The organism is Pseudomonas sp. AC239, from assembly GCF_979258545.1.
In genome coordinates this window covers 4048477-4073476 of sequence record NZ_OZ409864.1, presented here as the reverse complement: position 1 = coordinate 4073476, position 25000 = coordinate 4048477, and the positions used below count along the sequence as shown (strand labels likewise).

Here is a 25000-nt window from a genome sequence, read left to right as displayed (position 1 = left end):
TCGGCTCACTCAGATCAGGTGATTGCGCTTGGCGAACTCACGCAGGAGCACCAGTGAACCCAGGCCAAGTTTCGCCATCATGCGGGTTTTGTAGGTGCTGACGGTCTTGTGACTCAAGTGCATCTCCTGGGCGATGGCCTTGTTCGGCTTGCCCAGCGCCAGATTGACGAAAATACATAGCTCTCGATCGGAAAGCTGCGCGATCAGCTCCTTTTCAGTGCGTTGCACAGCGTTGTATAGACCGCTGGTATTGGGCAATGCGCAGAAATAGGTGTGGCCGGACATCAGTGCCTTGATGGCTTCGTGCAGCAGCGTTAGCTGATTGCTCTTGGTCACGTAGCCCCTCGCCCCGGCACGCAGGCAGCGCTCCTGATAATGCGTGGGCTCATGCATGCTGAATACCAGCACCCGGCAGCGCGCCGTCGGCGCCTTGATCTGGATTCGCGTCAGCACTTCCAGCCCGTCCATGGACCCCAGCCCCAGATCGAGCACGACCAGGTGCGGATCATGCGCGCAGATCAACGGCACGACTTCATTGCCACTGGACGCTTCATGAATCCGGGTAAAGCCTTGAGCCTGCAGGACGATTCGAATGGCCGCGCGCACAACTGGATGATCATCGACGATCAGCGCTGACTTCATTGACACTCCTGCAAGATCGAAGACATCGCAACATTCTGTTCCGGGGTCGGTGGCTGCGCCGGCACTGTTACATGGATGGGCAAAAGAATCACCTGTCAGGTCTGACAGTTGTGCAGATTGGTTTTTTATGCATTGGCATGGCGCAACAACCAGTGTGAGTCAGGCGCTGCGTGGTGTTCTTCCCCTGCTTCGACCCTTGCCATTACCTGCCCGACGAGTGGTGAATTAGGCAGTGGCGCCGGACTGATCTGCACATTTTCCTGAGCGAACCCGGCATCGTCCTGCAAGGGTGCTGACGGTTCGTTGTAGATCAGAGCGTGGCGAACTTGCTGGTTATCGAGCACAAAGCCCTGCAAATCGAGGGCGCCTGCCGCCAGTTCAGCATTGATCACCAGCACATCGAACGGCTCGCAGCCGTAGTCGACGAGGGTCAACAATTCGCCGAGATTCTGCACCGGGGCTACGCGGTAGTAGCCGAGCGCGTTGAACAGGCGCTCGATCTTCATGCGATGAAAGTGCTGCGGGTCGGCGATCAGGATGCGCAACGCTTTATTGCTCATGGTCATTCTCCCGGTGAGGTTTGGGGAGGGCAAGACTACGCAAGCGCCGAGGATAGCTCTGTAGGACTTTTCCTAAAAAGCAGGCCATTCATCCGGCGCCCCAGACGCGACAATATTCCCTGTGGGAGCGAGCCTGCTCGCTCCCACAGGGAAAAGCATTCCATGGCGGTTATTGCCAGCCGAACCGGCGGATGTAGAAGCCTTTAACAGCTTGGGTGAGCGCCATGTACGCCAACAGAATCAGCGGCAGAAACACGAAATACAGCGACGGCAGCGCCTGCAATTTGAAGTAATGCGCCAGCGGGCCCATCGGCAGGAAAATCCCGACCGCCATGATGACCCCGGTCATGACCAGCAGCGGCATGGCGGCGCGGCTTTGCAGAAACGGGATTTTCGGCGTGCGGATCATGTGCACGATCAGCGTCTGGGTCAGCAACCCGACCACGAACCAGCCGGACTGGAACAGCGTCTGGTGATCCGGGGTGTTGGCGTCGAACACGTACCACATCAAGGCGAACGTGGTGATGTCAAAGATCGAACTGATCGGGCCGAAGAACAGCATGAAGCGCCCGACGTCAGCCGGCTGCCAGCGCTGCGGCTGTTTGAGCATCTCGTCATCGACGTTATCGAACGGAATGGCGATTTGCGAAATGTCGTAGAGCAGGTTCTGCACCAGCAGGTGCATCGGCAGCATCGGCAGAAACGGGATGAACGCGCTGGCAACCAGCACCGAGAACACGTTGCCGAAGTTGGAACTGGCGGTCATCTTGATGTACTTGAGCATGTTGGCGAAGGTGCGCCGCCCTTCGAGCACGCCCTCCTCCAACACCATCAGGCTCTTTTCCAAGAGAATGATGTCCGCCGCTTCCTTGGCGATGTCCACCGCGCTGTCGACGGAAATGCCGATGTCGGCGGTGCGCAGTGCGGGCGCGTCGTTGATGCCATCGCCCATGAACCCGACCACATGGCCGTTGCCCTTGAGAATGCCGACGATGCGCTCTTTGTGCGATGGCGTGAGTCTGGCGAAGACGTTGGTCGTCTCGACCGCCATGGCCAGCTCAGCATCGCTCATGCGCTCAATGTCATTGCCCAGCAGCAAACCCTGTTGGGCGAGGCCGACCTCGCGGCAGATTTTCGCCGTCACCAGTTCGTTGTCACCGGTCAGCACCTTCACCGCCACGCCATGCTCGGCCAAGGCCTTGAGCGCTGGCGCGGTGCTTTCCTTCGGCGGATCGAGGAACGCCACGTAACCGATCAGCGTCAGCTCCTGTTCATCGGCCAGGCTGTAAATTTCGCGACCTGCTGGCATTGAGCGAGCCGCGACCGCCACCACGCGCAGACCTTCGGCGTTGAAAGCGCCGGTGACCTCGCGAATCCGCGCCAGCAGTTCATCGCTCAGCGCTTCATTGACATCGCCGTGACGCACGCCGCTGCACACCGCCAGCACTTCTTCCACCGCGCCTTTGCAGATCAGTTGATGGGGCTGACCGCGGCCCTCCACAACCACCGACATGCGCCGGCGATTGAAGTCGAACGGGATCTCATCGACCTTGCGAAACGCGCTGCCGACCTTAAGGTCGCGATGGACTTCCACGTGTTCAAGCACCGCAACATCCAGCAGGTTTTTCAGGCCGGTCTGGTAGTAGCTGTTGAGGTAGGCCAGTTCCAGCACTTCGTCGCTGTCTTCGCCCCAGACGTCGACATTACGCGCCAGAAAGATCTTGTCCTGAGTCAGGGTGCCAGTCTTGTCGGTGCACAGCACGTCCATGGCGCCGAAGTTCTGGATCGCGTCGAGGCGTTTGACGATGACTTTTTTGCGCGACAGGAACACGGCGCCTTTGGCCAGCGTCGAGGTGACGATCATTGGCAGCATTTCCGGGGTCAGGCCGACGGCAATCGACAGCGCGAACAGCAGCGCTTCGGTCCAGTCACCCTTGGTGAAACCGTTGATGAACAGCACCAGCGGCGCCATGACGAACATGAAGCGGATCAGCAGCCAGCTGACCTTGTTGACGCCCTGCTGGAACGCGGTCACCGCCCGGTCCGTCGCGCCTACGCGTTGCGCCAGCGCGCCGAAATAGGTGCTGTTGCCGGTGGTGAGAATCAGCGCAATCGCGCTGCCGGAGACGACGTTGGTGCCCATGAACAGAATGTTGTCCAGCTCCAGCGGGTTACGCGTGTCGCGATCGATCTGCCGGGTGAATTTTTCCACCGGCATCGATTCACCGGTCATCGCTGCCTGGCTGACGAACAGATCCTTGGCGCTGAGCACGCGGCAATCGGCGGGAATCATGTCGCCGGCCGAGAGCACGATGAGATCGCCGGGCACCAGTTGCCTGATCGGCAATTCCCGCCGTGGCGCATCCCGGCGCAGCACCGTGGCGGTGTTGCTGACCATTGCTTTGAGCGCATCGGCCGCCTGATTGGACTTGCTCTCCTGCCAGAAGCGCAGCAGCGTCGACAGCACCACCATGGAGAAAATCACCACGGCAGCCTTGAGGTCTTCGGTCAGCCAGGAGATCACCGCGAGCAAGGTCAGCAGCAGGTTGAACGGATTTTTGTAGCAGTGCCACAGATGCGTCCACCACGACAGCGGCTGCTCGTGTTCGACCTCGTTGAGGCCATGTTGCGCGCGCAGTGCATCGGCCTCGACCTCGGTAAGCCCTTCGCCGTGCGTGCCCAACGATGACAGCATCGCAGCGCTGTCTTCATGGGCGGCAGCGACCAGCGTACTGGCCAGCGTCGGCGGCACTTCACGGCTGACCGATGTGTCATTGATCGAATCCAGCAACGCGAGTCGACGGAAGTGCCGGGCGATGTGGCGGCTGCGCAGAAAGCCTGCGAACAATTCCTTGAGCGTGAGTTTCATGGCTGTGTCCCCTGTGGTCAGCCGGGAAACCGTCGAGCAGGTACCGCCGCGCCCTGGCACCGGGAAAACCGGCACGGCAAGGCGTGGCACGCCGGTCAGAAACAGGCGTGTCGATAGGCAGCGATGACGACTGAGGTCGCCACCACGCTTGGTTCAGCGTCGATGAGAAGGACGTCGAGACACGACCCAGGACTGGCCGTGCACGGGATGCCGCCGCTCGCTGTTACGGCGAGACAACGGCAGGGAAAGGCTGCGCGTTATCTTGCCGAGAATCTGCCGGTGATCGAGACCGGCCGACAACTGTCACTCGAACAAGTACCCACTGTGGGTCTCCGCAATTGATGAAAACGCGCGCAGCTTACGCCCGCAGCGAAACGGCTGGAAGTGGTGCTCAAGGGGAATGTGGGGGGTGTTCAGGAAGGGTTCAGGATTCAGCTTTGCGGTGCTGGCAAAGGCCCCTTCGCGAGCAGGCTCACTCCTACATTTGGCCTGCGTTCACAGAACCATTGTGGGAGCGAGCCTGCTCGCGAAAGCGGTATGTCAGGCAATGCAGATTCAGCTGGCAGTCGCCAACAGCAACTCCGCCACCGAGCGGCTGTGCCCGCGCTGTTTGCCATGCTCATACAGCGAGCCAGCGATTTCATCGGCGCGAATCGGCAGCACCGACAGCAGCGTATCGCTCAGGCCATGGCTGGCCTGGCAGAAGCCCTGCATATATATGCCGGCCTTGCAGCGCTCGTCAGTGATCAGTTTGTAGTTGCGATCGACCTCGAACTCTCCGAGGTATTCCTCCAGCGGCGCGAGCAACTTGCGGTGCATCTGCCGCTCGTAACCGGTCGCCAGTACCACGGCGTCATAGATTCGCACCGTGACTTCACCGGTGGCGTTGTTGCGCACGGCCAGTTCGATGCCGTTTGCCGTGGCAGTGGCGCTCTCGACGGTGGTCAGAGTGCGGAACGCATGGCGGGCAATCCCGGAAACTTTCTGCCGGTAGAAGATGCCGTAGATGCGTTCGATCAGGTCGATGTCGACCACCGAATAGTTGGTGTTGTGGTACTCGTTGACCAGACGCTCGCGCTCGACGCTGTTCTGCTGGAACACCAGATCAGTGAACTCCGGCGAGAACACTTCGTTGACGAACGGGCTGTCGTCCGCAGGCTTCAACGCTGAACCGCGCAGGATCATGTCGACCTGCACCGACGGGAACGAATCATTCAGGTCGATAAAGGCTTCCGCCGCGCTCTGCCCGCCTCCGATGATGGCGATGCTCATCGGTTGATTGTTCACGCACGGCTGCCTGGCCATTTGCGACAGATACTGCGAATGGTGGAACACCCGACGGTCGCCCTTCAGCGCTTTGAACGCCTGCGGAATACGCGGCGTGCCGCCAGCGCTGACCACCACCGAACGCGTGGTGCGCACGAACTGTTGGCCTTCACCATCACGGGAAATCACCCGCAAGGCTTCGACCTGCTGGTTGTGCAGAACCGGCTCGATGAACTGCACTTCTTCGCCATAACGGCTCTGCGCGGTGAACTGCCCGGCCACCCAGCGCAGGTAGTCGTTGTACTCCATGCGGCATGGATAAAAGGTGCCGAGGTTGATGAAGTCGACCAGACGCCCGTGATGTTTGAGGTAATTGACGAACGAATACGGGCTGGTCGGATTGCGCAGGGTCACCAGGTCCTTGAGGAAGGAAATCTGCAACTCGCTCTGCGTCGACAAGGTGTTGCCGTGCCAGCTGTAATTGGCTTGCTTGTCGAGGAACAGCACATCCAGTTCGCCCTGAATCCGGCCGCGTTCCTGTAGCGCGATGGCCAGTGCCAGGTTCGAAGGGCCGAAACCGACGCCGATCAGGTCGTGAACGATGGGCGATGCAATTGCCTGTGTCATTTCCAGTGTCCTCTGGATGAACCCCTCAACGCGGGGAAATAAAGCCTGGGTGGCCTGACCGGCCTGAAACAGGTCAGCAGGTCGTCTGTTGAGTAGGAACGAGGACGATGAAAGGAAATTTAACCGGCGCGGATCACTGGCCATCCCATTGCTGGATGCGCAAGCGGCAATGTTTCATGGCGTTGACGATGTGTTTTTCCACCAGCGCCCGGGAGATGCCGAGGGTCTGGGCGATTTCCGGATGGGACATTCCTTCGATCTTGCGCAGCAGAAAACTGTCGCGGCACAGCGGCGGCAACTCGGCCAGTGCGCGCTGGAGCATTTCCAGGCGCTGGCCGTGATCAAGGTTGCCGTGGGGGGACGGGGTGAAATAGCGCTCTTCGTTGTCGAGCACGTCCAGCGATTCGACCTGGCGCAAGGCATTGCGGCGGTGATCGTCGATAACCAGGTTCAACGCGGTGCGATAAAGGAAGGCCCGGGGTTGTTCGATCGGCACCTCGCTGGAGCGCTCCAGCACGCGTACATAGGCGTCATGCACCACATCCTCGGCGACCTGACGGTTGCCCAGTCTGGCGTTGAGGAAACACACCAGCTCACGATAGTAGTTTTCCAACATGACTCCCGACCGCATCAATGCCGTTTCTGTCCTTGAGCGCACTGATCAGACCTGCGGATCACGCAGTAGCAAGATAGTGGCAACTTGAGGTGCGTAATTTATAGTAATTCTCATATAGATTTAAAGAGTTGATTCCATATCCCGGACAAATAGTGCTGGCCGGTCCGCGGTAACTCGATGTGTCTGCGGCTAAATTCGGTCGCCCATGCCTCGTTTACAGGACAGCCCCTGTGTCTGTCGTGCCTTGCGACGGGCCGCAACCACTGGCCGGAACCCTGCATGAATCGTCCCCGCCCCGCCCGTCGCGCGCTGTTCGCCGCCCTCTGTCTGATTCCCGTGATCGCCGTTGCTGCCTGGCAAGTCTTGCCACCCGGTCGCGACGCCGTTGCCACTGTGCAGGTCAGCCGCGGCGATATCGAAAACAGCGTGACAGCGCTCGGCACCTTGCAGCCGCGCCGCTATGTAGATGTCGGCGCACAGGCTTCGGGGCAGATTCAGAAGATTCACGTCGAGGCCGGCGATACGGTCAAGGAAGGCCAGTTGCTGGTGGAAATCGACCCGTCGACACAGAAAGCCAAGCTCGATGCCGGGCGCTTTTCCATCGAAAACCTCAAGGCGCAGCTGCAGGAGCAACGCGCCCAGCACGATCTGGCGCAGCAGAAATACCAGCGCCAGCAGAAACTCGCCGCCGGTGGCGCCACCCGCGAAGAAGACGTGCAGACCGCGCGCGCCGAGGTCCGCGCAACCCAGGCGCGCATCGACATGTTCCAGGCGCAGATCCGCCAAGCCCAGGCCAGCCTGCGCAGTGACGAGGCGGAACTCGGTTACACGCGCATCTACGCGCCGATGAGCGGCACCGTGGTTGCCGTCGGTGCGCGGGAAGGCCAGACCCTCAACGCGCAACAACAGACCCCGCTGATCCTGCGCATCGCCCGGCTGTCGCCGATGACGGTGTGGGCCGAGGTTTCAGAGGCCGACATCGGCCACGTCAAACCCGGCATGAGCGCCTACTTCACCACCCTCAGCGGTGGCACTCGGCGCTGGAGCAGCACCGTGCGGCAGATCCTGCCGGTGCCGCCGCGTCCGCTCGAACAGAATCAGGGCGGCAGTCCCACCAGCGGCCGCAGTGGCAGCGAACGGGTGGTGCTTTATACCGTGCTGCTCGACGTCGACAATACCGATCACAGCCTGATGACCGACATGACCGCCCAGGTGTTCTTCGTTGCCGAACAGGCGCAGGACACCCTGACCGTGCCGACTGCCGCCCTGCAACCGGGTTCGCGTCCGCAGTGGCAACGGGCGCAGATCGTCGCCGCCAACGGCGATATTCAAACGCGGGAAGTGCGCATTGGCATCAACGATCGTCTGCGCACCCAAGTGCTGGAAGGTCTGGCCGAGGGCGAACATATTCTCAGCGCACCGGCCAGCGGTCATGGGGGCTGAATGCACACGCCTCTGATCGACCTGCGGCAGATCCGCAAAGCCTACGGCGGCGATGACAGCCCGCTGGTGGAAGTGCTGCGCGGGATCGATCTGTCGATCCACGCCGGCGAGTTCGTCGCCATCGTCGGCGCCTCCGGTTCGGGCAAGTCGACGCTGATGAACATTCTCGGCTGCCTCGACCGCCCTACCAGCGGCGAGTATCTGTTCGCCGGGGAAAATGTCGCGCAGCTGGACAGCGATGAACTGGCCTGGCTGCGCCGCGAAGCGTTCGGTTTTGTCTTTCAGGGCTACCACCTGATCCCGTCCGGCTCGGCCCAGGAAAACGTCGAGATGCCAGCGATCTATGCCGGCACCCCGGCCGCCGAGCGGCATGTCCGCGCTTTTGCGCTACTGGAGCGGCTCGGCCTCGGTACGCGCACCGGCAACCGTCCGCATCAGCTTTCCGGCGGCCAGCAACAGCGGGTGTCGATTGCCCGTGCGCTGATGAACGGCGGGCACATCATTCTCGCCGACGAGCCGACCGGCGCCCTCGACAGCCACAGCGGCGCCGAGGTCATGACCCTGCTCGACGAACTGGCCGATCAGGGTCATGTGGTGATCCTCATCACCCACGACCGCGAAGTGGCGCAACGGGCCAAGCGCATCATCGAAATCCGCGACGGTCTGATCATCAGTGACAGCGCCGAGCATGCGTCCATGCCCTCTTCGGCCAATCCCGGCGCGCTGCAAGCGGTCGATCTGCGCCAGCGCCTGAGCAGCGGCAGCAGCCAGACCGGCGCCTGGCAAGGTGAAGTGGTCGACGCCGTGCAAGCTGCGTGGCGAGTGATGTGGATCAACCGCTTTCGCACGGCGCTGACGCTGCTGGGCATCGTCATTGGCGTGGCCTCGGTGGTGGTGATGCTGGCCGTTGGCGAAGGCAGCAAGCGCCAGGTCATGGCGCAAATGGGTGCGTTCGGCTCCAACATCATTTACCTCAGCGGCTCGGCACCGAACCCGCGCACGCCCGAGGGCATCATCACTCTCGACGACGTCGCCGAGCTGTCCGCCCTGCCCCAGGTGGAACGGATCATGCCGGTCAACGGCTCGACCGCCGGGGTGCGCTTTGGCAACGCCGATCACAGCAGTTACGTCGGCGGCAATGACACCAACTTTCCGCAGATTTTCAACTGGCCGGTGATTCAGGGCAGCTACTTCACCCAGGCCGACGAGGACAGCGCCGCCGCCGTCGCGGTGATCGGCACCAAGGTCCGCGACAAATTGCTCAAGGATGTCGCCGACCCGATCGGCCAATACATCCTCATCGAAAACGTGCCGTTCCAGATCCTCGGCGTGCTCGCGGAAAAAGGCGCCAGCTCCGGCGATTCCGACAGCGACAACCGCATCGCCGTGCCCTATTCGGCGGCGAGCACGCGCCTGTTCGGCAGCCGCAATCCGCAATACGTGGTGATTGCCGCCAAGGACGCGCGCAAGGTCAAGGACGCCGAACAGGCCATCGAGCAGGCGATGTTGCGTCGGCACCACGGCAAGAAGGATTTCGAGCTGACCAACAATGCCGCGATGATCCAGGCCGAAGCGCGCACGCAGGGCACGCTGTCGCTGATGCTGGGGGCGATTGCGGCGATTTCCCTGCTGGTCGGCGGTATCGGCGTGATGAACATCATGCTCATGACCGTGCGCGAACGCACCCGCGAGATCGGTATTCGCATGGCCACCGGCGCACGTCAGCGCGACATCCTCCGACAGTTTCTCACCGAAGCGCTGATGCTCTCGGTGATCGGCGGAATTGCCGGCATCGGCCTGGCGCTAGTGGTCGGCGGCGTGTTGTTGGTCAGCGGCGTGGCGATTGCCTTTCAGGCGCTGGCGGTGGTCGGTGCGTTTGCCTGTGCGCTGGTCACCGGCGTCATTTTCGGCTTTATGCCGGCCCGCAAAGCTGCCCGGCTCGACCCGGTCACGGCCCTCACCAGTGAATGATCGACCTATGAAAGTGCGACTGACGTTTCTCGCCGCCAGCCTGTTGCTGGCGGCCTGCAGCAGCCCGGCGCCGCGCCTGGACAGCGGCGTGCAGCCACCGAGCGCGTGGCAGTCCGCCGCCAACCATGGCGCGCTGCAGAGCAATCGGCAATGGTGGACGCAATTCGGCAGCCCCGAGCTGGAGCGGCTGGTGGAACAGGCGCGGCTGGGCAGCTACGACCTCGCCGCCGCCGTGGCGCGGGTCAGACAGGCCGAGGCCAGCGCAACCATCGCCGGCGCCCCGCTGCTGCCCGAACTCAAGGCCGGGCTCAACGCCAACCGGCAGAAACTGATTCACGGCAAGGGCTACAGCCAGCTGGATGTCAGTCCCGAGAATCGCTCGCTGGATTATTACGATGCCGAGCTCAGCGCCAGTTACGAAATCGACTTTTGGGGCGGCAAGCGTGCCGCCCGCGACAGTGCGGTGTTCGGTGTGCAGGCCAGCGAGTTCGACCGCGCCACCGTCGAGCTGACCTTGCTCAGCGGCGTCGCCAACAGTTACACCCAGGCCCTGGCCTTGCGTGAGCAGGCGCGCATTGCCGGACTCAATCTGGCCAATGCGCAAAATGTCCTGCATCTGGTGCAGACCCGTTTCGACGCCGGCAGCGCCACCGCGCTGGAACTGGCCCAGCAGAAAAGCCTGGTGGCCGAACAACAGCGCCGCCTGCCGCTGGTGCATCAACAGGCGCGCGAAGCACTGATCAGCCTCGCCGCCCTGCTCGGCCAACCGGTGCAAACCTTGCCGTTGCCCACGCAATCCTTCGCCCAATTGCACTGGCCAGACATCGCTAGCGGCGTACCGAGCGACTTGCTCAGTCGGCGTCCGGACATTGCCAGCGCCGAGGCCAGGCTCGCCGCAGCCCAGGCTGATGTCACCGTCGCCCGCGCCGCCATGCTGCCGAAAATCACCCTGACGGCAAGCCTCGGCAGCGGCGCTGATCTCGCCGCCGATTTGCTGCGCACGACGTTCTACAACCTGTCCTCGGGGCTGACCGCGCCGATCTTCAACAACGGCCGCCTCAGCGCCGAACGCGACAAGGCCAAGGCCCGCCAGGACGAACTGCTGGTGACCTATCGCGGGGCGATCATCAACGGCTTCGCCGACGTCGAAAAAGCCCTCAGCAGCATTCGCGGCCTCGACGAACAGCGGCAATGGCAAAGCGAAGAACTGAACCAGGCACAAACCGCCTTCGACATCGCCCAGAGCCGCTACCAGGCCGGCGCCGAAGACCTGCTCACCGTCCTGCAAACCCAGCGCACGCTGTATGCGGCGCAAGACCTCAACGTGCAACTGCGCCTGTCGCGATTGCAGGCGAGCATTGCCTTGTACAAAGCGTTGGGTGGGGGCTGGGAGGAGATCTGACGGAGATGCGTCGACCGGACTGACGCCTTCGCGAGCAAGCCCGCTCCCACAATGAAATTCGGGCCAGGCCAAATACTTCGCCCCGACCATGCCCCCCCTGTGGGAGCGGGCTTGCTCGCGAAGAGGCCGTATCAGTCAAAGATGTAACGGATGACCCACCGCTTTCATGAGCAAGCCCGCTCCCACAATGAAATTCGGGTCAGGCCAAAAACTTCGCCCGACCATGCCCACTCTGTGGGAGCGGGCTTGCTCGCGAAGAGGCCGTGTCAGGCAATGATGCACTGGATGACTCACCGCTTTCGCGAGCAAGCCCGCTCCCACAATGAAATTCGGGTCAGGCCAAAAACTTCGCCCGACCATGCCCCCCTGTGGGAGCGGGCTTGCTCGCGAAGAGGCCGTGTCAGGCACTGATGCATCTGGATGACACACCGCCTTCGCGAGCAAGCCCGCTCCCACAATGAAATTCGGGCCAGGCCAAATACTTCGCTCCGACCATGCCCACTCTGTGGGAGCGAGCCTGCTCGCGAAGAGGCCGTGTCAGTCAAAGATGTAACGGATGACCCACCGCTTTCATGAGCAAGCTCGCTCCCACAATGAAATTCGGGCCAGGCCAAATACTTCGCTCCGACCATGCCCACTCTGTGGGAGCGAGCCTGCTCGCGAAGAGGCCGTGTCAGTCAAAGATGTAACGGATGACCCACCGCATTCGCGAGCAAGCCCGCTCCCACAATGAAATTCGGGCCAGGCCAAAACCTTCGCCCCGATCATGCCCCCCTGTGGGAGCGGGCTTGCTCGCGAAGAGGCCGTGTCAGTCAAAGATGTAACGGATGACCCACCGCATTCGCGAGCAAGCCCGCTCCCACAATGAAATTCGGGCCAGGCCAAAACCTTTGCCCCGACCATGCCCCCCTGTGGGAGCGGGCTTGCTCGCGAAGAGGCCGTGTCAGTCAAAGATGTAACGGATGACCCAGCGCATTCGCGAGCAAGCCCGCTCCCGCAATGAAATTCGGGCCAGGCCAAAACCTTTGCCCCGACCATGCCCCCCTGTGGGAGAGGGCTTGCTCGCGAAGAGGCCGTGTCAGTCAAAGATGTAATGGATGACCCACCGCTTTCGCGAGCAAGCCCGCTCCCACAATGAAATCCGTGTCAGGCCAAAACCTTCGCCCCGACCATGCCCCTCTGTGGGAGCGGGCTTGCTCGCGAAGAGGCCGTGTCAGGCAATGATGCACTGGATGACTCACCGCTTTCGCGAGCAAGCCCGCTCCCGCAATGAAATTCGGGCCAGGCCAAAACCTTCGCCCCGATCATGCCCCCCTGTGGGAGCGGGCTTGCTCGCGAAGAGGCCGTGTCAGGCAATGATGCACTGGATGACCCACCGCTTTCGCGAGCAAGCCCGCTCCCACAATGAAATTCGGGTCAGGCCAAAACCTTTGCCCCGACCATGCCCCCCTGTGGGAGCGAGCCTGCTCGCGAAGAGGCCGTGTCAGTCAAAGATGTAACGGATGACCCACCGCCTTCGCGAGCAAGCCCGCTCCCACAATGAAATTCGGGTCAGGCCAAAAACTTCGCTCCGACCATGCCCACTCTGTGGGAGCGGGCATGGTCGCGAAGAGGCCGTGTCAGGCAAAGATGTAACGGATGACCCACCGCATTCGCGAGCAAGCCCGCTCCCACAATGAAATTCGGGCCAGGCCAAATACTTCGCCCCGACCATGCCCACTCTGCGGGAGCGAGCCTGCTCGCGAAGAGGTCGTGTCAGGCAATGATGCACTGGATGACATACCGCTTTCGCGAGCAAGCCCGCTCCCACAATGAAATTCGGGTCAGGCCAAAAACTTCGCCCGACCATGCCCACCTGTGGGAGCGGGCTTGCTCGCGAAGAGGCCGTGTCAGGCAATGATGCACTGGATGACACACCGCTTTCGCGAGCAGGCTCGCTCCTACAAGGGATTGCGATCAATTCTGAGTATGCGTTGAACCGATCTAAAGCTGTCGGCCCTTGACCTTCAGATACCGCGCATACCACGGGCGCTGTGGGACTTTGCGGAACAGCTCGGTCATGTTGTCTTCGTCGCCGAAGGTGATGCGCAGCGCCAGTTTCATGGTTTCCGGGTCCATCTCCACCGAGCGCCCGACCTGCAGGCCGGGCACGGTGCTGCAGCCGTGGGTGTCGGGGCCGAGCCAGGGGTCGGCGACTTCCACCCAGCGTCCCGGCGCAAACCACGGCACGCCGTTGACTTGCAAACGGCTCACTTCGCCCGGATGAAAACGTTCATGGGCGCGGAACCAGTCTTCCAGGCGATCATCGATCCAGCCGTGAAAGCGCCAGAACACCGGGTTCACGTGGGAGGAAAACGGATCACCGAGAAAGTCGTTTTCCGGCGCATACCAGCGCGCAGCGAAATCCGCCTGATCGCGCGCCATCGGCACCGGAATGTCGTTGGACGGATCGCGCGCCACCGAAGCCCAGCGCATGTGCAGCCAGTCGTGCAGGCCCAGTTCCACTTCGGAACCGAACTGGCCAAGGGTCAATTTCGACAAATAACGCGGGTCGCGGTACTGCGATTCCCAGACCAGGAAATTGCTCTGGAAAGTCTCCGCCGCCTTGATGTCGCTGACCCACTTGGTGTACTCGTCATCGCCCTCGGCCAGCCAGGTTGGCGGCAGTGAATTACCGTCGTGATTGTCGAAATAACGCGCGAAGCCTTGGCGGTCACGTTCCAGCTCAGGCTGCGGCGGCGGGAACGCCGGCCAGGAAGGCAAATCCTGCATCGAGCGGGCGATGCCGAGCATGTGCCGGTGCATAAAGAAAAAGTCAACGCCCGAGCCATTGCGATCCTTGCTCGGCCCACGGGCATCGCGCTCCTTGTCACGCGGCCCGGGCTGCCAGCCGATGCCGCGCAGCGCTTCGCGTTTTTTCTCCGAGAGCTTGTGCCACTTGTCGCGGGTGGCGTGCCAGAGCTGATGGAACAAACGATGTTCGGGCGCCACCAGCCAGGCCAACAGTTGCGGATTAAGCCCGGTGCGTTCACGGGCCTCGGGAAAACGCCGCTTGATAGCGATGAACTGATTGTCCAGCTCGGGCCACGCCAACGGCCGATCCAGACGCAGCACTTGCCCGGTGAACGTGGCGCTGCCGGCATTGCCGAACGCCGCCCAGACCTCATCCAGTTTGACTTTGAATTCATACACCGGCGGCGCCAGCGGCGCATCGGTGCGCAGCAGGCGCCAATACATCTCGGCGCCGTTGCCCGGTGCCAGATCGCCGATCACTTGATAACGCGCAGGCCCCTCGGCACGCAGATTCGTCCCGGTGTCGAGATAACCACGCAGGCCGCGCCCACGATGGGCAATGTCGAGAAACAGCTCCAGGCCTTGCGCTGGCAAACCATCAAGCCCCGCTGCCGCACCGGTAAAGCGAATGTCCCAGACCCCACGCAAATTGTCCGCCAGCTGCTGCCCGGCGGTGTCCGCCAGATCGACCGTGGCTTCGCCCGGGGTGATCGGAAACTCCTCGCGGGTCAGTTCACGATGTGCATAAAAAGCGGCAGGCAGCGCGGCGCCCGTAAGTGCCATGCCCGCCATGAACCAGCGTCGAGAGATCGTCATTGCCCTACCTGTGTCAGCCATGAAGCAGGCTTTATCCAAGCTAGAACGTTTGCTCGGCGGGGAAATTTACGCCGCCGGCAAAACATCCATGCGCCGCTGCCGGGCATTTGTAACGCGCGCCTAAATTAGCCCTGCAGCCACTCGTTCTTCCCAGATAGCAAAGGCCCCTGCGCCTGTACCTCGACGGCGAACTGAATGAGATGGCAATGACAAAACCGCGTTGGAAAAAGGCTCTATTCATCGGCCTGCCACTGGCCCTGGCGATCAGTGCCGGCGCAGGGTTTCTGGCCTGGGATTACCTGAACAACCCCGGCTACCCGGTGAAGGTGATGAAACAGGCGAGCGAGTTGCAGGATCGCCTGCTGTCGTTCGACAGCCACATCACCGTGCCGCTGAGTTTCGGCAGCCACGACCACGAAGCCGACAAGGATGGCTCGGGCCAGTTCGACCTGGTCAAGGCCAATCGCGGGCGCCTGTCCGGCGCGGCGCTGACGGTATTCGGCTGGCCGGAAATGTGGAACGGCCCGAACGCCCCGCACCGTCCCACCGAGGGTTTTGTCGAAGAAGCGCGCAATCAGCAGGAGGTGCGCTACAAGATCATTTCCGGGATCGTCCGCGACTTCCCCAATCAGGCCGGCATCGCCTACACGCCGGATGATTTCCGCCGCCTGCACGGCGAAGGCAAGTTTGCGATTTTCATCAGCATGCTCAACGCCTACCCGCTGGGCAATGACCTGAGCAAGCTCGACCTGTGGGCCGGGCGCGGCATGCGCATGTTCGGCTTCAGTTACATCGGCAACAACAGCTGGGCCGACTCGTCGCGGCCGCTACCGTTTTTCAATGATTCGCCCGATGCCCTCAATGGTCTGTCGGACATCGGCAAACAAGCGGTGCAGCGCTTGAACGATCTGGGCGTGATCATCGATGTTTCGCAGATGTCGACCAAGGCCCTCGAGCAAGTCGCCGAACTGAGCCGCACACCGCTGGTGGCCTCGCACTCGGCGCCCCGGGCGGCGGTGGATATCCCGCGCAACCTCAGCGACAAAGAGCTGCAACTGATCAAGAACAGTGGCGGCGTGGTGCAAGTCGTCGCTTTCTCGCAATACCTGAAACCGCTGACCCAGGGCACGCAGGACAAACTCAATGCGCTGCGTGCGCGCTTCGATCTGCCGCCACTGCCCAATCTGGCCATGGCGCTGATGCCGGGCGATCCGATCATCACCGCCTGGTCGGAACAGAAGCTCGGCCAGTACGCCAGCGGCCTCTACGCAATCCTTGAAGAAGAACCGAAAGCCACCCTCAAGGACTTTGGCGATGCCATCGATTACACGGTGCGCAAGATCGGTATCGACCACGTCGGCATCGCCTCGGATTTCAACGATGGCGGCGGCATCAAGGGCTGGGAAAACGTCGGCGAGATCCGCAACGTCACCGCCGAACTGCTGCAGCGCGGCTACTCCGAGGCGGACATCGCCAAGCTCTGGGGCGGCAACTTCATGCGCGTCTGGGATCAGGTACAAAAAGCCGCGAAACCGGCACTGGCGTCGCGCCAGGAGGTGGCCCGGCCATGACTGATCGTCGCACTTTTCTGAAACACGCCGGCCTGCTCGCCGCCGCCCTGCCCCTGGGCGCCAGCCTGACTGCGCCGGCGGCAATCGCTGCGCCGGCCGCTGCATCGCGGGATAAATGGGCGCAGTTGCGTCAGTTGTTCGATCAGGATCCCCTAGCGATTCACTTCGCCAATTTCCTCGTCACCTCACACCCCAAACCGGTGCGCGAAGCCATCGAACGCCATCGCGCGGCGCTGGATTTGAATCCGGGGCTGGCGATGGATTGGGATCTTGGCGTCACCGAGAAGCGTGAAGAAAACGCGCGCCAGTGGGCCGGCCAGTACCTGCAAGCCAAACCGGCGCAGATCGCCCTGACCGGCAGCACCACCGAAGGCCTGGCGATGATCTACGGCAGTGTGCAGGTGCGCGCGGATCAGGAGATCCTCACCACGGTTCACGAGCATTACTCGACGCGCAACATTCTCGATTTCCGCAGCCGGCGTGACGGCACGCGCGTGCGCAAACTCACCCTGTTCGAAACCCCGCAAAGCATTTCTCTGGATCAGGTGCTCGACACGATCAACCGTAATATCCGCCCCGAGACCCGCGTGCTGGGCATGACCTGGGTGCATTCCGGGAGCGGCGTGAAACTGCCGATCAGCGAGATTTCGCGGCTGGTCGATGAGCACAACCGCCAGCGCGACGACCAGGATCGGCTGATTTACGTGGTCGATGGCGTGCACGGTTTCGGCGTCGACGACCTGAGTTTCCCGCAGATGAACTGCGACTTTTTCATCGCCGGCACCCACAAGTGGATGTTCGGCCCGCGTGGCACCGGCATCGTCTGCAGCCGCACGGAAGAACTGAAATACGTCAGCCCCAGCGTTCCGACCTTCTCCGAGGCCACGGCTTTCTCGACCATCATGACCCCGGGCGGCTACCACGCCTTCGAGCATCGCTGGGCGCTGGACGAAGCCTTTAAGTTGCACCTGCAACTGGGCAAGGCCGAGGTGCAGACACGCATTCATCAGCTCAACAGCTACCTAAAGGAGCGCTTGCAGGAGCACCGCAACATCGAATTGGTGACCCCGCTCGACTCGCAGTTCTCCGCCGGTTTCACCTTCTTCCGGATCAAGGGCCAGGACAGTGACGAAGTTGCCGCTTATCTGATGCAAAACCGGGTGATCTGCGACGCGGTCAGCCGCGACGTCGGGCCGGTGATTCGCACCGCGCCGGGCTTGCTCAACAGCGAAGCCGAAGTGGATCGCTTCATGGACATCCTCGGCAAAAAGCTGCGCGCCTGACCCTCGACTGCCGTTTTCCTTTCAAAGAGACGACCCATGAAAAAGCCTCACGCGTCACACCTCTCCAAAGCCCTGCCCGCACTGGCGCTGAGCGCCCTCTGCGCCGCACTGACTCCCGGCAACGCGCTGGCAGCGACCGCGCCCGCTGCTGGCAAAGTGTTCAAGGACTGCAAGGACTGCCCGGAAATGGTCGTGCTGCCGACCGGCAGCTACACCATGGGCACACCGGACGATGAAGTCGGCCGCCAACCCGACGAAGGCCCGCTGCACACGGTGACGTTCAGCAAACCATTCGCTATCAGCCGCTCGCAGGTGCTGGTGGGCGAATGGGACGCCTACGTGCGCGAGACCGGCAACAAGCCCTATGACTTCGATGATCGCCCGGGCCGTCGTTGCACCGCCGGCAAGCCGGAATTCAAACAGACGCCCCGCGATCCAGCGGTGTGCATGAACGTCGCCGAAGCCCAGGGCTACATCGACTGGCTGTCGAAAAAGACCGGCCACGCCTATCGCCTGCAAAGCGAATCGATCCGCGAATACGCCGCCCGTGGTGGCAGCGCCGGGCCTTTCCCCTTTCCGTTCGATGAGGGCAAGGATTACCAGATCTCCAGGCACGCCAACACCTACGGCGCGGCCGACGGCTACAACTTCACCTCGCCCGCCGGCACCTTCCCGGCCAACGCGTTTGGCGTGTTCGACGCCCACGGCAACGTATACGAATGGACTGCCGATTGCTATCACCCGGACTACTCCGGCGTGCCCGCCGACGGTCGCCCATGGACCCAGGAAAACTGCGAACGCCAAGTCATGCGCGGCAACGATTGGGGCGAGGCGCCGATCTTCTCGCGCTCGGGCAACCGCAACAGCAGCTGGCCAACCAGCAAGGGCGACTGGCTGGGCTTTCGCGTAGTGCGCGACCTCTGACACTGCCCTCGACGAGCGCAGCCACGCCTGCGCTCGGTTAAAGAAACTCCGCGACCATTCGTTTTCCTTAAGTACCGGCACTCCCTCCGCATCGAAGCAGGAATCCTCCATGACCAAGCCTACGCGTGGGGCGATCAACGAATTGTTCGCCCTGCTCAAGCCCTTCCGCCTGATCGTCTCGGCGTCCATCGTGCTCGGCATGCTCGGCGGCCTGAGCGTCACCGTGCTGCTGGCGACCATCAACAACGCCCTGCACTCCGATGACGGCCTTACCCGTACCGTGGTGATGATCTTCGCCGGCCTCTGTGCCCTGGCCCTGCTGACTACGATCCTGTCGGACATCGGCACCAACTATGTCGGCCAGCACATCATCGCCAAACTGCGCAAAGAGCTGGGGGAGAAAGTCCTGTCGGCGCCGATCGACCAGATCGAACGCTATCGCAGCCACCGCCTGATTCCGGTGCTGACCCACGACGTCGACACCATCAGCGACTTCGCCTTCGCCTTTGCACCGTTGGCGATTTCCATGACCGTGACCCTTGGCTGTCTCGGCTATCTGGCCATGCTGTCGTGGCCGATGTTCCTGATGATGCTGGTGGCCATCGCCATCGGCACCACCATCCAAGCAATTGCGCGGGCCAAGGGCATGCGCGGTTTCTGCGCTGCCCGCGACTCCGAAGACGAACTGCAAAAGCATTACAACGCGATCGCCGAAGGCGCCAAGGAACTGCGCATTCACCGCCCGCGTCGCCAGCGCATGTTCGTCGCCGGCATTCAGAAAACCGCCGAGAAAATCTGCGACACCCAGATCAGATCGATCAACACGTTCGTCATCGCCAAGTCGTTTGGCTCGATGCTGTTCTTCGTGGTCATCGGCATGGCGCTGGCCCTGCAATCGCTGTGGCCGAGTGCCGACAAAGCGGTGATGAGCGGTTTCGTTCTGGTGCTGCTGTACATGAAGGGGCCGCTGGAGCACTTGATCAGTACCCTACCGATCATCAGCCGCGCGCAGATTGCCTTTCGCCGCATCGCCGAGCTGAGTGAACAGTTCTCCTCGCCGGAACCGCACCTGTTGCTGCAGGATAAGGGCAGCAAGCCGGCCGCCGTCAACAGCCTGGAACTGCGCAACGTGCGCTACGCCTTCCCGCCCGTGGAAGGCAGCGAACCGTTCCGCCTCGGCCCGGTGAACCTGCGCATCGAACAGGGCGACATCGTGTTCATCGTCGGTGAGAACGGCTGCGGCAAAACCACGCTGATCAAATTGCTGCTGGGTTTGTATGCGCCGACCGAGGGCGAAATTCGCGTTAACGACAAGCCGATCACTGCGGTCAGCCGCGACGATTACCGCCAGAACTTCACTACGATCTTCGCCGACTACTACCTGTTCGATGACTTGATCCAGGGTGATCGCGAAGTGCCGCAGGATGCCACCCGCTACCTCGAACGTCTGGAGATCGCGCACAAGGTCAGCGTGCGCGACGGCGCCTTCAGCACCACCGACCTGTCCACCGGCCAGCGCAAACGCCTGGCACTGGTCAACGCCTGGCTCGAAGAGCGGCCGGTGCTGGTGTTCGATGAATGGGCGGCGGATCAGGACCCGACCTTCCGGCGGATCTTCTATACCGAGCTGCTGCCCGACCTCAAGCGTCTGGGCAAAACCATCATCGTGATTTCCCACGACGACCGTTACTTCGACGTCGCCGATCAACTGGTGCGCATGGAGGCCGGCAAGGTCAGAAGCGAACTGCAAACCGCTTGATCGAGGCAGCCGCGACCGGGCCGGAGAAAAAACTTTTCCGGTTTGCCGCGGCTTCCTCGTCTTAATGAGATGAATAAGAACCATTAACAACTATACCTGCCAAGGTCTTAACCTCATGTCCGCATCCCGTTTCATGCTTCGCCCTCTGACTCGAGCCCTGCTGATGCACGGCGCGACCCGCACACGCCTGGCCGGTAGCGGCCTGGGTCTGGCACTGACCCTCGCGGCAGCGCCGTATGTCCAGGCCCAGGAATGGACCCTGAACATTCCGGCCCAACCGCTGGCCCAGGCCCTGCAGACCCTCGGTCAGCAGACCAGCCTGCAAATCGTCTACAGCCCGGAAAGCCTGCAAGGCCTGCGCTCCAGCGCCCTCAACGGCCGCTATCAGGACGACGAGTCGCTCAAGGCCATGCTCAGCGGCACCGGCATTCGCTATCAGCGTGACGGCAACACCGTCACCGTGCTCGGCCCGGCCACTGGCGGCAGCGCAATGGAACTGGCGCCGACCAACGTCAACGCCAACCGCCTCGGCGCCACCACCGAAGGCAGCAACTCCTACACCACCGGCGGCGTGACCATCGGCAAGGGCGTGCATTCGCTGAAGGAAACGCCGCAGTCGGTCACGGTGATGACCCGCAAGATGCTCGATGACCAGAACCTCAACACCATCGAACAGGTGATGGAGAAGACCCCGGGCATCACCGTCTACGACTCGCCCATGGGCGGCAAGTATTTCTACTCGCGCGGTTTCCGCATGAGCGGCCAGTACCAGTACGACGGCGTGCCGCTGGACATCGGCAGCAGCTACGTGCAGGCGGACAGTTTCAACAGTGACATGGCCATTTACGACCGCGTGGAAATCCTCCGCGGCGCGGCCGGCATGATGAAGGGCGCGGGCGGCACCGCCGGCGGCGTCAACTTCGTGCGCAAGCGCGGCCAGGACACCCCGCACACGCAGCTGTCGCTGTCGGCCGGGACCTGGGACAACTACCGCGGCCAGGTCGACACCGGCGGCCCGCTGAACGACGCTGGCACTGTCCGTGGCCGCGCCGTGGTGACCCAGCAGACCCGGCAGTATTTCTACGACGTGGCTGAACGCCGCGACCAGATCTACTACGGCGCCCTGGACTTCGACCTCAGTCCCGACACCACCCTCGGCCTGGGCATGGCCTATGAAGACGTCGACGCCACCCCGTGCTGGGGCGGCCTGCCGCGCTACGCCGACGGCTCCGACCTGCACCTGAAACGCTCCACCTGCCTGAACACCTCGTGGAACAACCAGCGCAGCAAACGCGCCACCTACTTCGCCGACGTCAAACACCAGTTCAACGATGACTGGTCGCTGAAAGTTGCCGGTGTGTACTCGCGCAACACCCAGGACATGGAATATTCCTTCCCGAGCGGCACAGTGCCATTGGGCGCCACCGCCACCAATACGCTGATGCTCGGCAGTACCTATGACTACGACCAGCGCGACTACGGTTTCGATGCTTACGTCGACGGCAAATTCGACGCCTTCGGCCAGCAGCACGAACTGATCGTCGGCGCCAACGCCAGCCGTTCACACAAGGACGACTTCTATGCGGTGGCCGCGTTGCCACAGCGCCAGAACGTGTTCAACCCGAACCACAACATCCCGCAGCCGGATGAAAGCTATTACCTGGCCAACGCTTCCCGTGGCGGCCCGGTGGACATGCACATCAAGCAATACGGTGCTTACTCGATCGCCCGCCTGAAACTCGCCGACCCGATGACCCTGGTACTCGGCAGCCGGGTCAGCTGGTACAAATCCGACACCGACTCGGTGCAGTACTTCCGCGGCGAAGGCACCGAGGTCAACACCCAGTCCACCGAATCCGGCCAGGTCACGCCGTTTGCCGGCCTGCTCTACGACCTCAACGACAACCTGACCGCCTACGCCAGCTACACCGACATCTTCACCCCGCAAGGCTCGTACAAAACCATCGACGGCAGCACGCTCAAGCCGCTGATTGGCCAGAGCTACGAGCTGGGGATCAAGGGTGAGTGGTACGACGGTCGTCTGAACACCACGTTCAACCTGTTCCGCACCATCCAGAAAGACGCGGCCCAGGATGACCTGCGGTGCGAAGACAGTTCGTGCCAAATCAACTCGGGCAAGGTTCGCGCCCAGGGCTTTGAAGCTGAAGTCAGCGGTGAAGTGATCGACCGCCTGCAATTGCTGGCCGGTTATACCTACACCCAGACCAAAGTGCTGGAGGATGCCGACGCCACTCAGGATGGCGCGGTCTACAACTCCTACGTGCCGCGTCACCTGTTGCGCGTCTGGGGTGATTACGCCCTGAGCGGACCGCTGGACCGTGTGACCATTGGTGCGGGTGTCAATGCACAGACAGGTACCTACCGCGTTTCGCCACTGGGCGGGGACAATGTCGATGGCGCGGGTTATGCGGTCTGGAACGGTCGCATTGGATATCGGATCGATGACACCTGGTCGGTGGCGTTGAACGGCAACAACCTGTTCGACAAGCGTTATTACGCGACCATTGGGACCGAGGGGTTCGGTAACTTCTATGGTGAACCGCGGAATTTTGTGATGTCGGTGAAGGCTGATTTCTGATTTTTTGATTTGAGCTGTGAGAGAGCCCCGCATTGTGAGATGTGGGGTTTTTTTGTTTTTTGGGGATTGGGAGCTTATCCGTTGCTGCGGGTGTTGCCGCTGGCGGTTTCGCTCTTACAGCGAGTCACCTTTTTCAAACGCCAAAAAGGTAACCCAAAAGGCTTTGCCCCGGCGTACGGCCCGCTCGCTAAAGCTCGGGGTACCTTCGTTACGGGACCGATCCAGGCGCAGCGGCTACGGTTTGCTTCGCTGCACCTCCTTCCGCTGTGTACGACTGCGTCGTACGGTCGCTGCGCTCCCACACCCGGATCGATCCCGTAACGAAGCCTGCCGAAGGGGCAAAAGATCAAGAGCCGGATCAAAAGCCAAAGCAAAAGCCAGATCAAAAGATCGCAGCCTTCGGCGGCTCCTACAGTTGGATCAGGTGCGGGCATAGAGAAATCGGTCGGCTGTCAGGACGCCTTCGCGAGCAGGCTCGCTCCCACAAAAGCAAAAGCAAGGCAGCGCAGCTGCCCGCGGCGAAGCCGCACCACTCAACAATGAGCGCAAGCTCGAGTGCTCTTGATCTTGATCCACCGGCGACATCGGAAGGCTGAGTGGAGGGATTGATCCGGGCGTGGGAGCGCAGCGACCGTTCGACGAAGTCGAACACAGCGGAAGGAGGTGCAGCGAAGCAAACCGTAGCCGCTGCGCCCGGATCGATCCCGCAGCGAAGGAACCCGAGCCTGCGAGGGCCGAACGTAGGAGCTAGCGTTTTTTGCTTACTTTTTTTGGCGCTTGTAAAAAAGTAAGTCGCCGTCAGGCGAAACCGCCAGCAGCCGCTACCAAAGCAACGGATATTCACCCAACCTCAAAAGCCCGCGCAAGCGCCCCACCCATCCGCAAATAAACCTCCAGAACCCCAGGCACCACTGCCCCCAACCGCAACAAATCATGAGTCAACCCGGCACAAACCTCGACCTCGACCTCAACCCCCTGCCCACGCAGCCTGTCGACATAAACCTGCCCCTCATCCAGCAACGGATCAAACCCGGCAAGCAGCACAATGGCCGGCGCCACCCCACGCAAATCCTCCGCCAGCAACGGCGAAAAACGCCAATCGAGATAATCCTCCGGCCCACGCGCATAGTGCTGATAAAACCACTCCAGCGTGTCGTTCTCGAGCAAATACCCCTCGCCAAACAACAGCCGAGAATCATGCACCCGCGAAGCATCCGTCACCGGATAACACAACAACTGCGCCTTCGGCGCGATCGCCACCGTGTGCGGTTGCCGCACCGCCTGAATGGCCAACACCGTCGCCAACGTCGCGCCTGCGCTGTCGCCGCCAAACGCAACGCGCGAACCATCCAGGCCGAGACTCGCAGCCTGTTCCGCCAGCCAGGCCAAAGCGTCCTCGCCATCCTCCAGCGCCGTCGGAAAGCGATGCTCTGGCGCCAGCCGATAACCGACCGAGAGCACCGCACACGGCGTGCGCTGGCAAAACTCGCGGCAGACGCCGTCGTGGGAATCCAGACTGCCAACGACAAATCCGCCACCGTGGAAATACACCAGCACCGGCAGCGGCGATTCAACGCCGTTGGGCCGATACAAACGTAACGCCAGCGCCGCGCCATCCCGGGCCAGTGTCTCAATCTCGCTGACTTCAAGATCCTGCGGCGCCGGCCAGCGCAGTTGCGCGGTGGTCTGTTCGAATATGGCGCGGGCCTCGCTCGGGGTCAGTTGGTGCATGGCCGGCAGGCCGGCGTCCTGGCTGTCTTGAGCGAGGTCGAGGAAAGCTTCCAGATCAGGGTGTAACGACATCGTTAAAAATCCTTGTATCCGCAATAAGACGGGCGCGCCTGGGCAGCGCCCGCGCA

At 61.9% G+C, this 25000-nt stretch carries 15 protein-coding genes; 8 read left to right on the top strand and 7 right to left on the bottom strand.

Annotated features, from left to right (window positions below):
• Positions 1-9: 9 nt before the first annotated feature.
• From ACZ0AZ_RS18415 to ACZ0AZ_RS18395, 5 genes are all read right to left on the bottom strand, one after another.
• Positions 10-642 (bottom strand): response regulator transcription factor, encoded by a 633-nt coding sequence (locus ACZ0AZ_RS18415; protein ID WP_129999143.1) that lies wholly within the window; start codon positions 640-642, stop codon positions 10-12.
• Between the two features lie 125 nt (positions 643-767).
• Positions 768-1202 (bottom strand): ANTAR domain-containing protein, encoded by a 435-nt coding sequence (locus tag ACZ0AZ_RS18410; protein WP_052269124.1) that lies wholly within the window; start codon positions 1200-1202, stop codon positions 768-770.
• A gap of 169 nt (positions 1203-1371) precedes the next feature.
• The gene (gene mgtA / locus ACZ0AZ_RS18405) at positions 1372-4071 is read right to left on the bottom strand and encodes a magnesium-translocating P-type ATPase (RefSeq protein WP_129999144.1); all 2700 of its coding nucleotides are present in this window, start codon (positions 4069-4071) and stop codon (positions 1372-1374) included.
• Positions 4072-4626: 555 nt separating this feature from the next.
• Positions 4627-5964, bottom strand: a complete 1338-nt coding sequence (locus tag ACZ0AZ_RS18400) for a lysine N(6)-hydroxylase/L-ornithine N(5)-oxygenase family protein (RefSeq protein ID WP_463537856.1) — start codon at positions 5962-5964, stop codon at positions 4627-4629.
• A gap of 133 nt (positions 5965-6097) precedes the next feature.
• Positions 6098-6580 (bottom strand): sigma-70 family RNA polymerase sigma factor, encoded by a 483-nt coding sequence (locus tag ACZ0AZ_RS18395; RefSeq protein WP_129999145.1) that lies wholly within the window; start codon positions 6578-6580, stop codon positions 6098-6100.
• 279 nt (positions 6581-6859) lie between these two features.
• Here ACZ0AZ_RS18395 and ACZ0AZ_RS18390 point away from each other — a divergent pair, with 279 nt between their 5' ends.
• The 3 genes from ACZ0AZ_RS18390 to ACZ0AZ_RS18380 are packed head-to-tail and all read left to right on the top strand — an operon-like array spanning position 6860 to position 11396.
• Entirely contained in the window at positions 6860-8023 is a 1164-nt protein-coding gene (locus tag ACZ0AZ_RS18390) for an efflux RND transporter periplasmic adaptor subunit (protein WP_463537855.1), read from the top strand.
• Positions 8024-9994: a MacB family efflux pump subunit gene (locus ACZ0AZ_RS18385; protein ID WP_463537854.1), complete on the top strand. Its 1971-nt coding sequence runs from the start codon at positions 8024-8026 to the stop codon at positions 9992-9994. It abuts the gene before it with no gap.
• Positions 9995-10001: 7 nt separating this feature from the next.
• Positions 10002-11396, top strand: a complete 1395-nt coding sequence (locus tag ACZ0AZ_RS18380; protein ID WP_463537853.1) for an efflux transporter outer membrane subunit — start codon at positions 10002-10004, stop codon at positions 11394-11396.
• 1983 nt (positions 11397-13379) lie between these two features.
• Here ACZ0AZ_RS18380 and pvdP read toward each other — a convergent pair.
• Positions 13380-15005, bottom strand: coding sequence for a pyoverdine maturation tyrosinase PvdP (gene pvdP / locus ACZ0AZ_RS18375; RefSeq protein ID WP_463537852.1), 1626 nt, complete (start codon positions 15003-15005; stop codon positions 13380-13382).
• A gap of 206 nt (positions 15006-15211) precedes the next feature.
• On the opposite strand from pvdP, the gene pvdM reads away from it, so the two are divergent.
• From pvdM to ACZ0AZ_RS18350, 5 genes are all read left to right on the top strand, one after another.
• The gene (pvdM, locus tag ACZ0AZ_RS18370) at positions 15212-16576 is read left to right on the top strand and encodes a pyoverdine-tailoring dipeptidase-like protein PvdM (protein WP_463537851.1); all 1365 of its coding nucleotides are present in this window, start codon (positions 15212-15214) and stop codon (positions 16574-16576) included.
• Complete coding sequence (gene pvdN / locus ACZ0AZ_RS18365; RefSeq protein WP_310407320.1) at positions 16573-17859, top strand: pyoverdine-tailoring periplasmic protein PvdN; 1287 nt, start codon at positions 16573-16575, stop codon at positions 17857-17859. Before pvdM ends, pvdN begins: the two co-directional genes overlap by 4 nt.
• Positions 17860-17895: 36 nt before the next feature.
• Positions 17896-18783, top strand: coding sequence for a dihydropyoverdine dehydrogenase (gene pvdO / locus ACZ0AZ_RS18360; RefSeq protein WP_463537850.1), 888 nt, complete (start codon positions 17896-17898; stop codon positions 18781-18783).
• 109 nt (positions 18784-18892) lie between these two features.
• The gene (locus ACZ0AZ_RS18355; RefSeq protein ID WP_463537849.1) at positions 18893-20542 is read left to right on the top strand and encodes a cyclic peptide export ABC transporter; all 1650 of its coding nucleotides are present in this window, start codon (positions 18893-18895) and stop codon (positions 20540-20542) included.
• A gap of 115 nt (positions 20543-20657) precedes the next feature.
• Positions 20658-23141, top strand: a complete 2484-nt coding sequence (locus ACZ0AZ_RS18350) for a TonB-dependent siderophore receptor (RefSeq protein ID WP_463537848.1) — start codon at positions 20658-20660, stop codon at positions 23139-23141.
• A gap of 840 nt (positions 23142-23981) precedes the next feature.
• Here ACZ0AZ_RS18350 and ACZ0AZ_RS18345 read toward each other — a convergent pair.
• Positions 23982-24944 carry an alpha/beta hydrolase gene (locus tag ACZ0AZ_RS18345; protein WP_463537847.1) on the bottom strand — a complete coding sequence of 321 codons (963 nt, stop codon included), beginning with the start codon at positions 24942-24944 and terminating at the stop codon, positions 23982-23984.
• Positions 24945-25000: the final 56 nt, after the last annotated feature.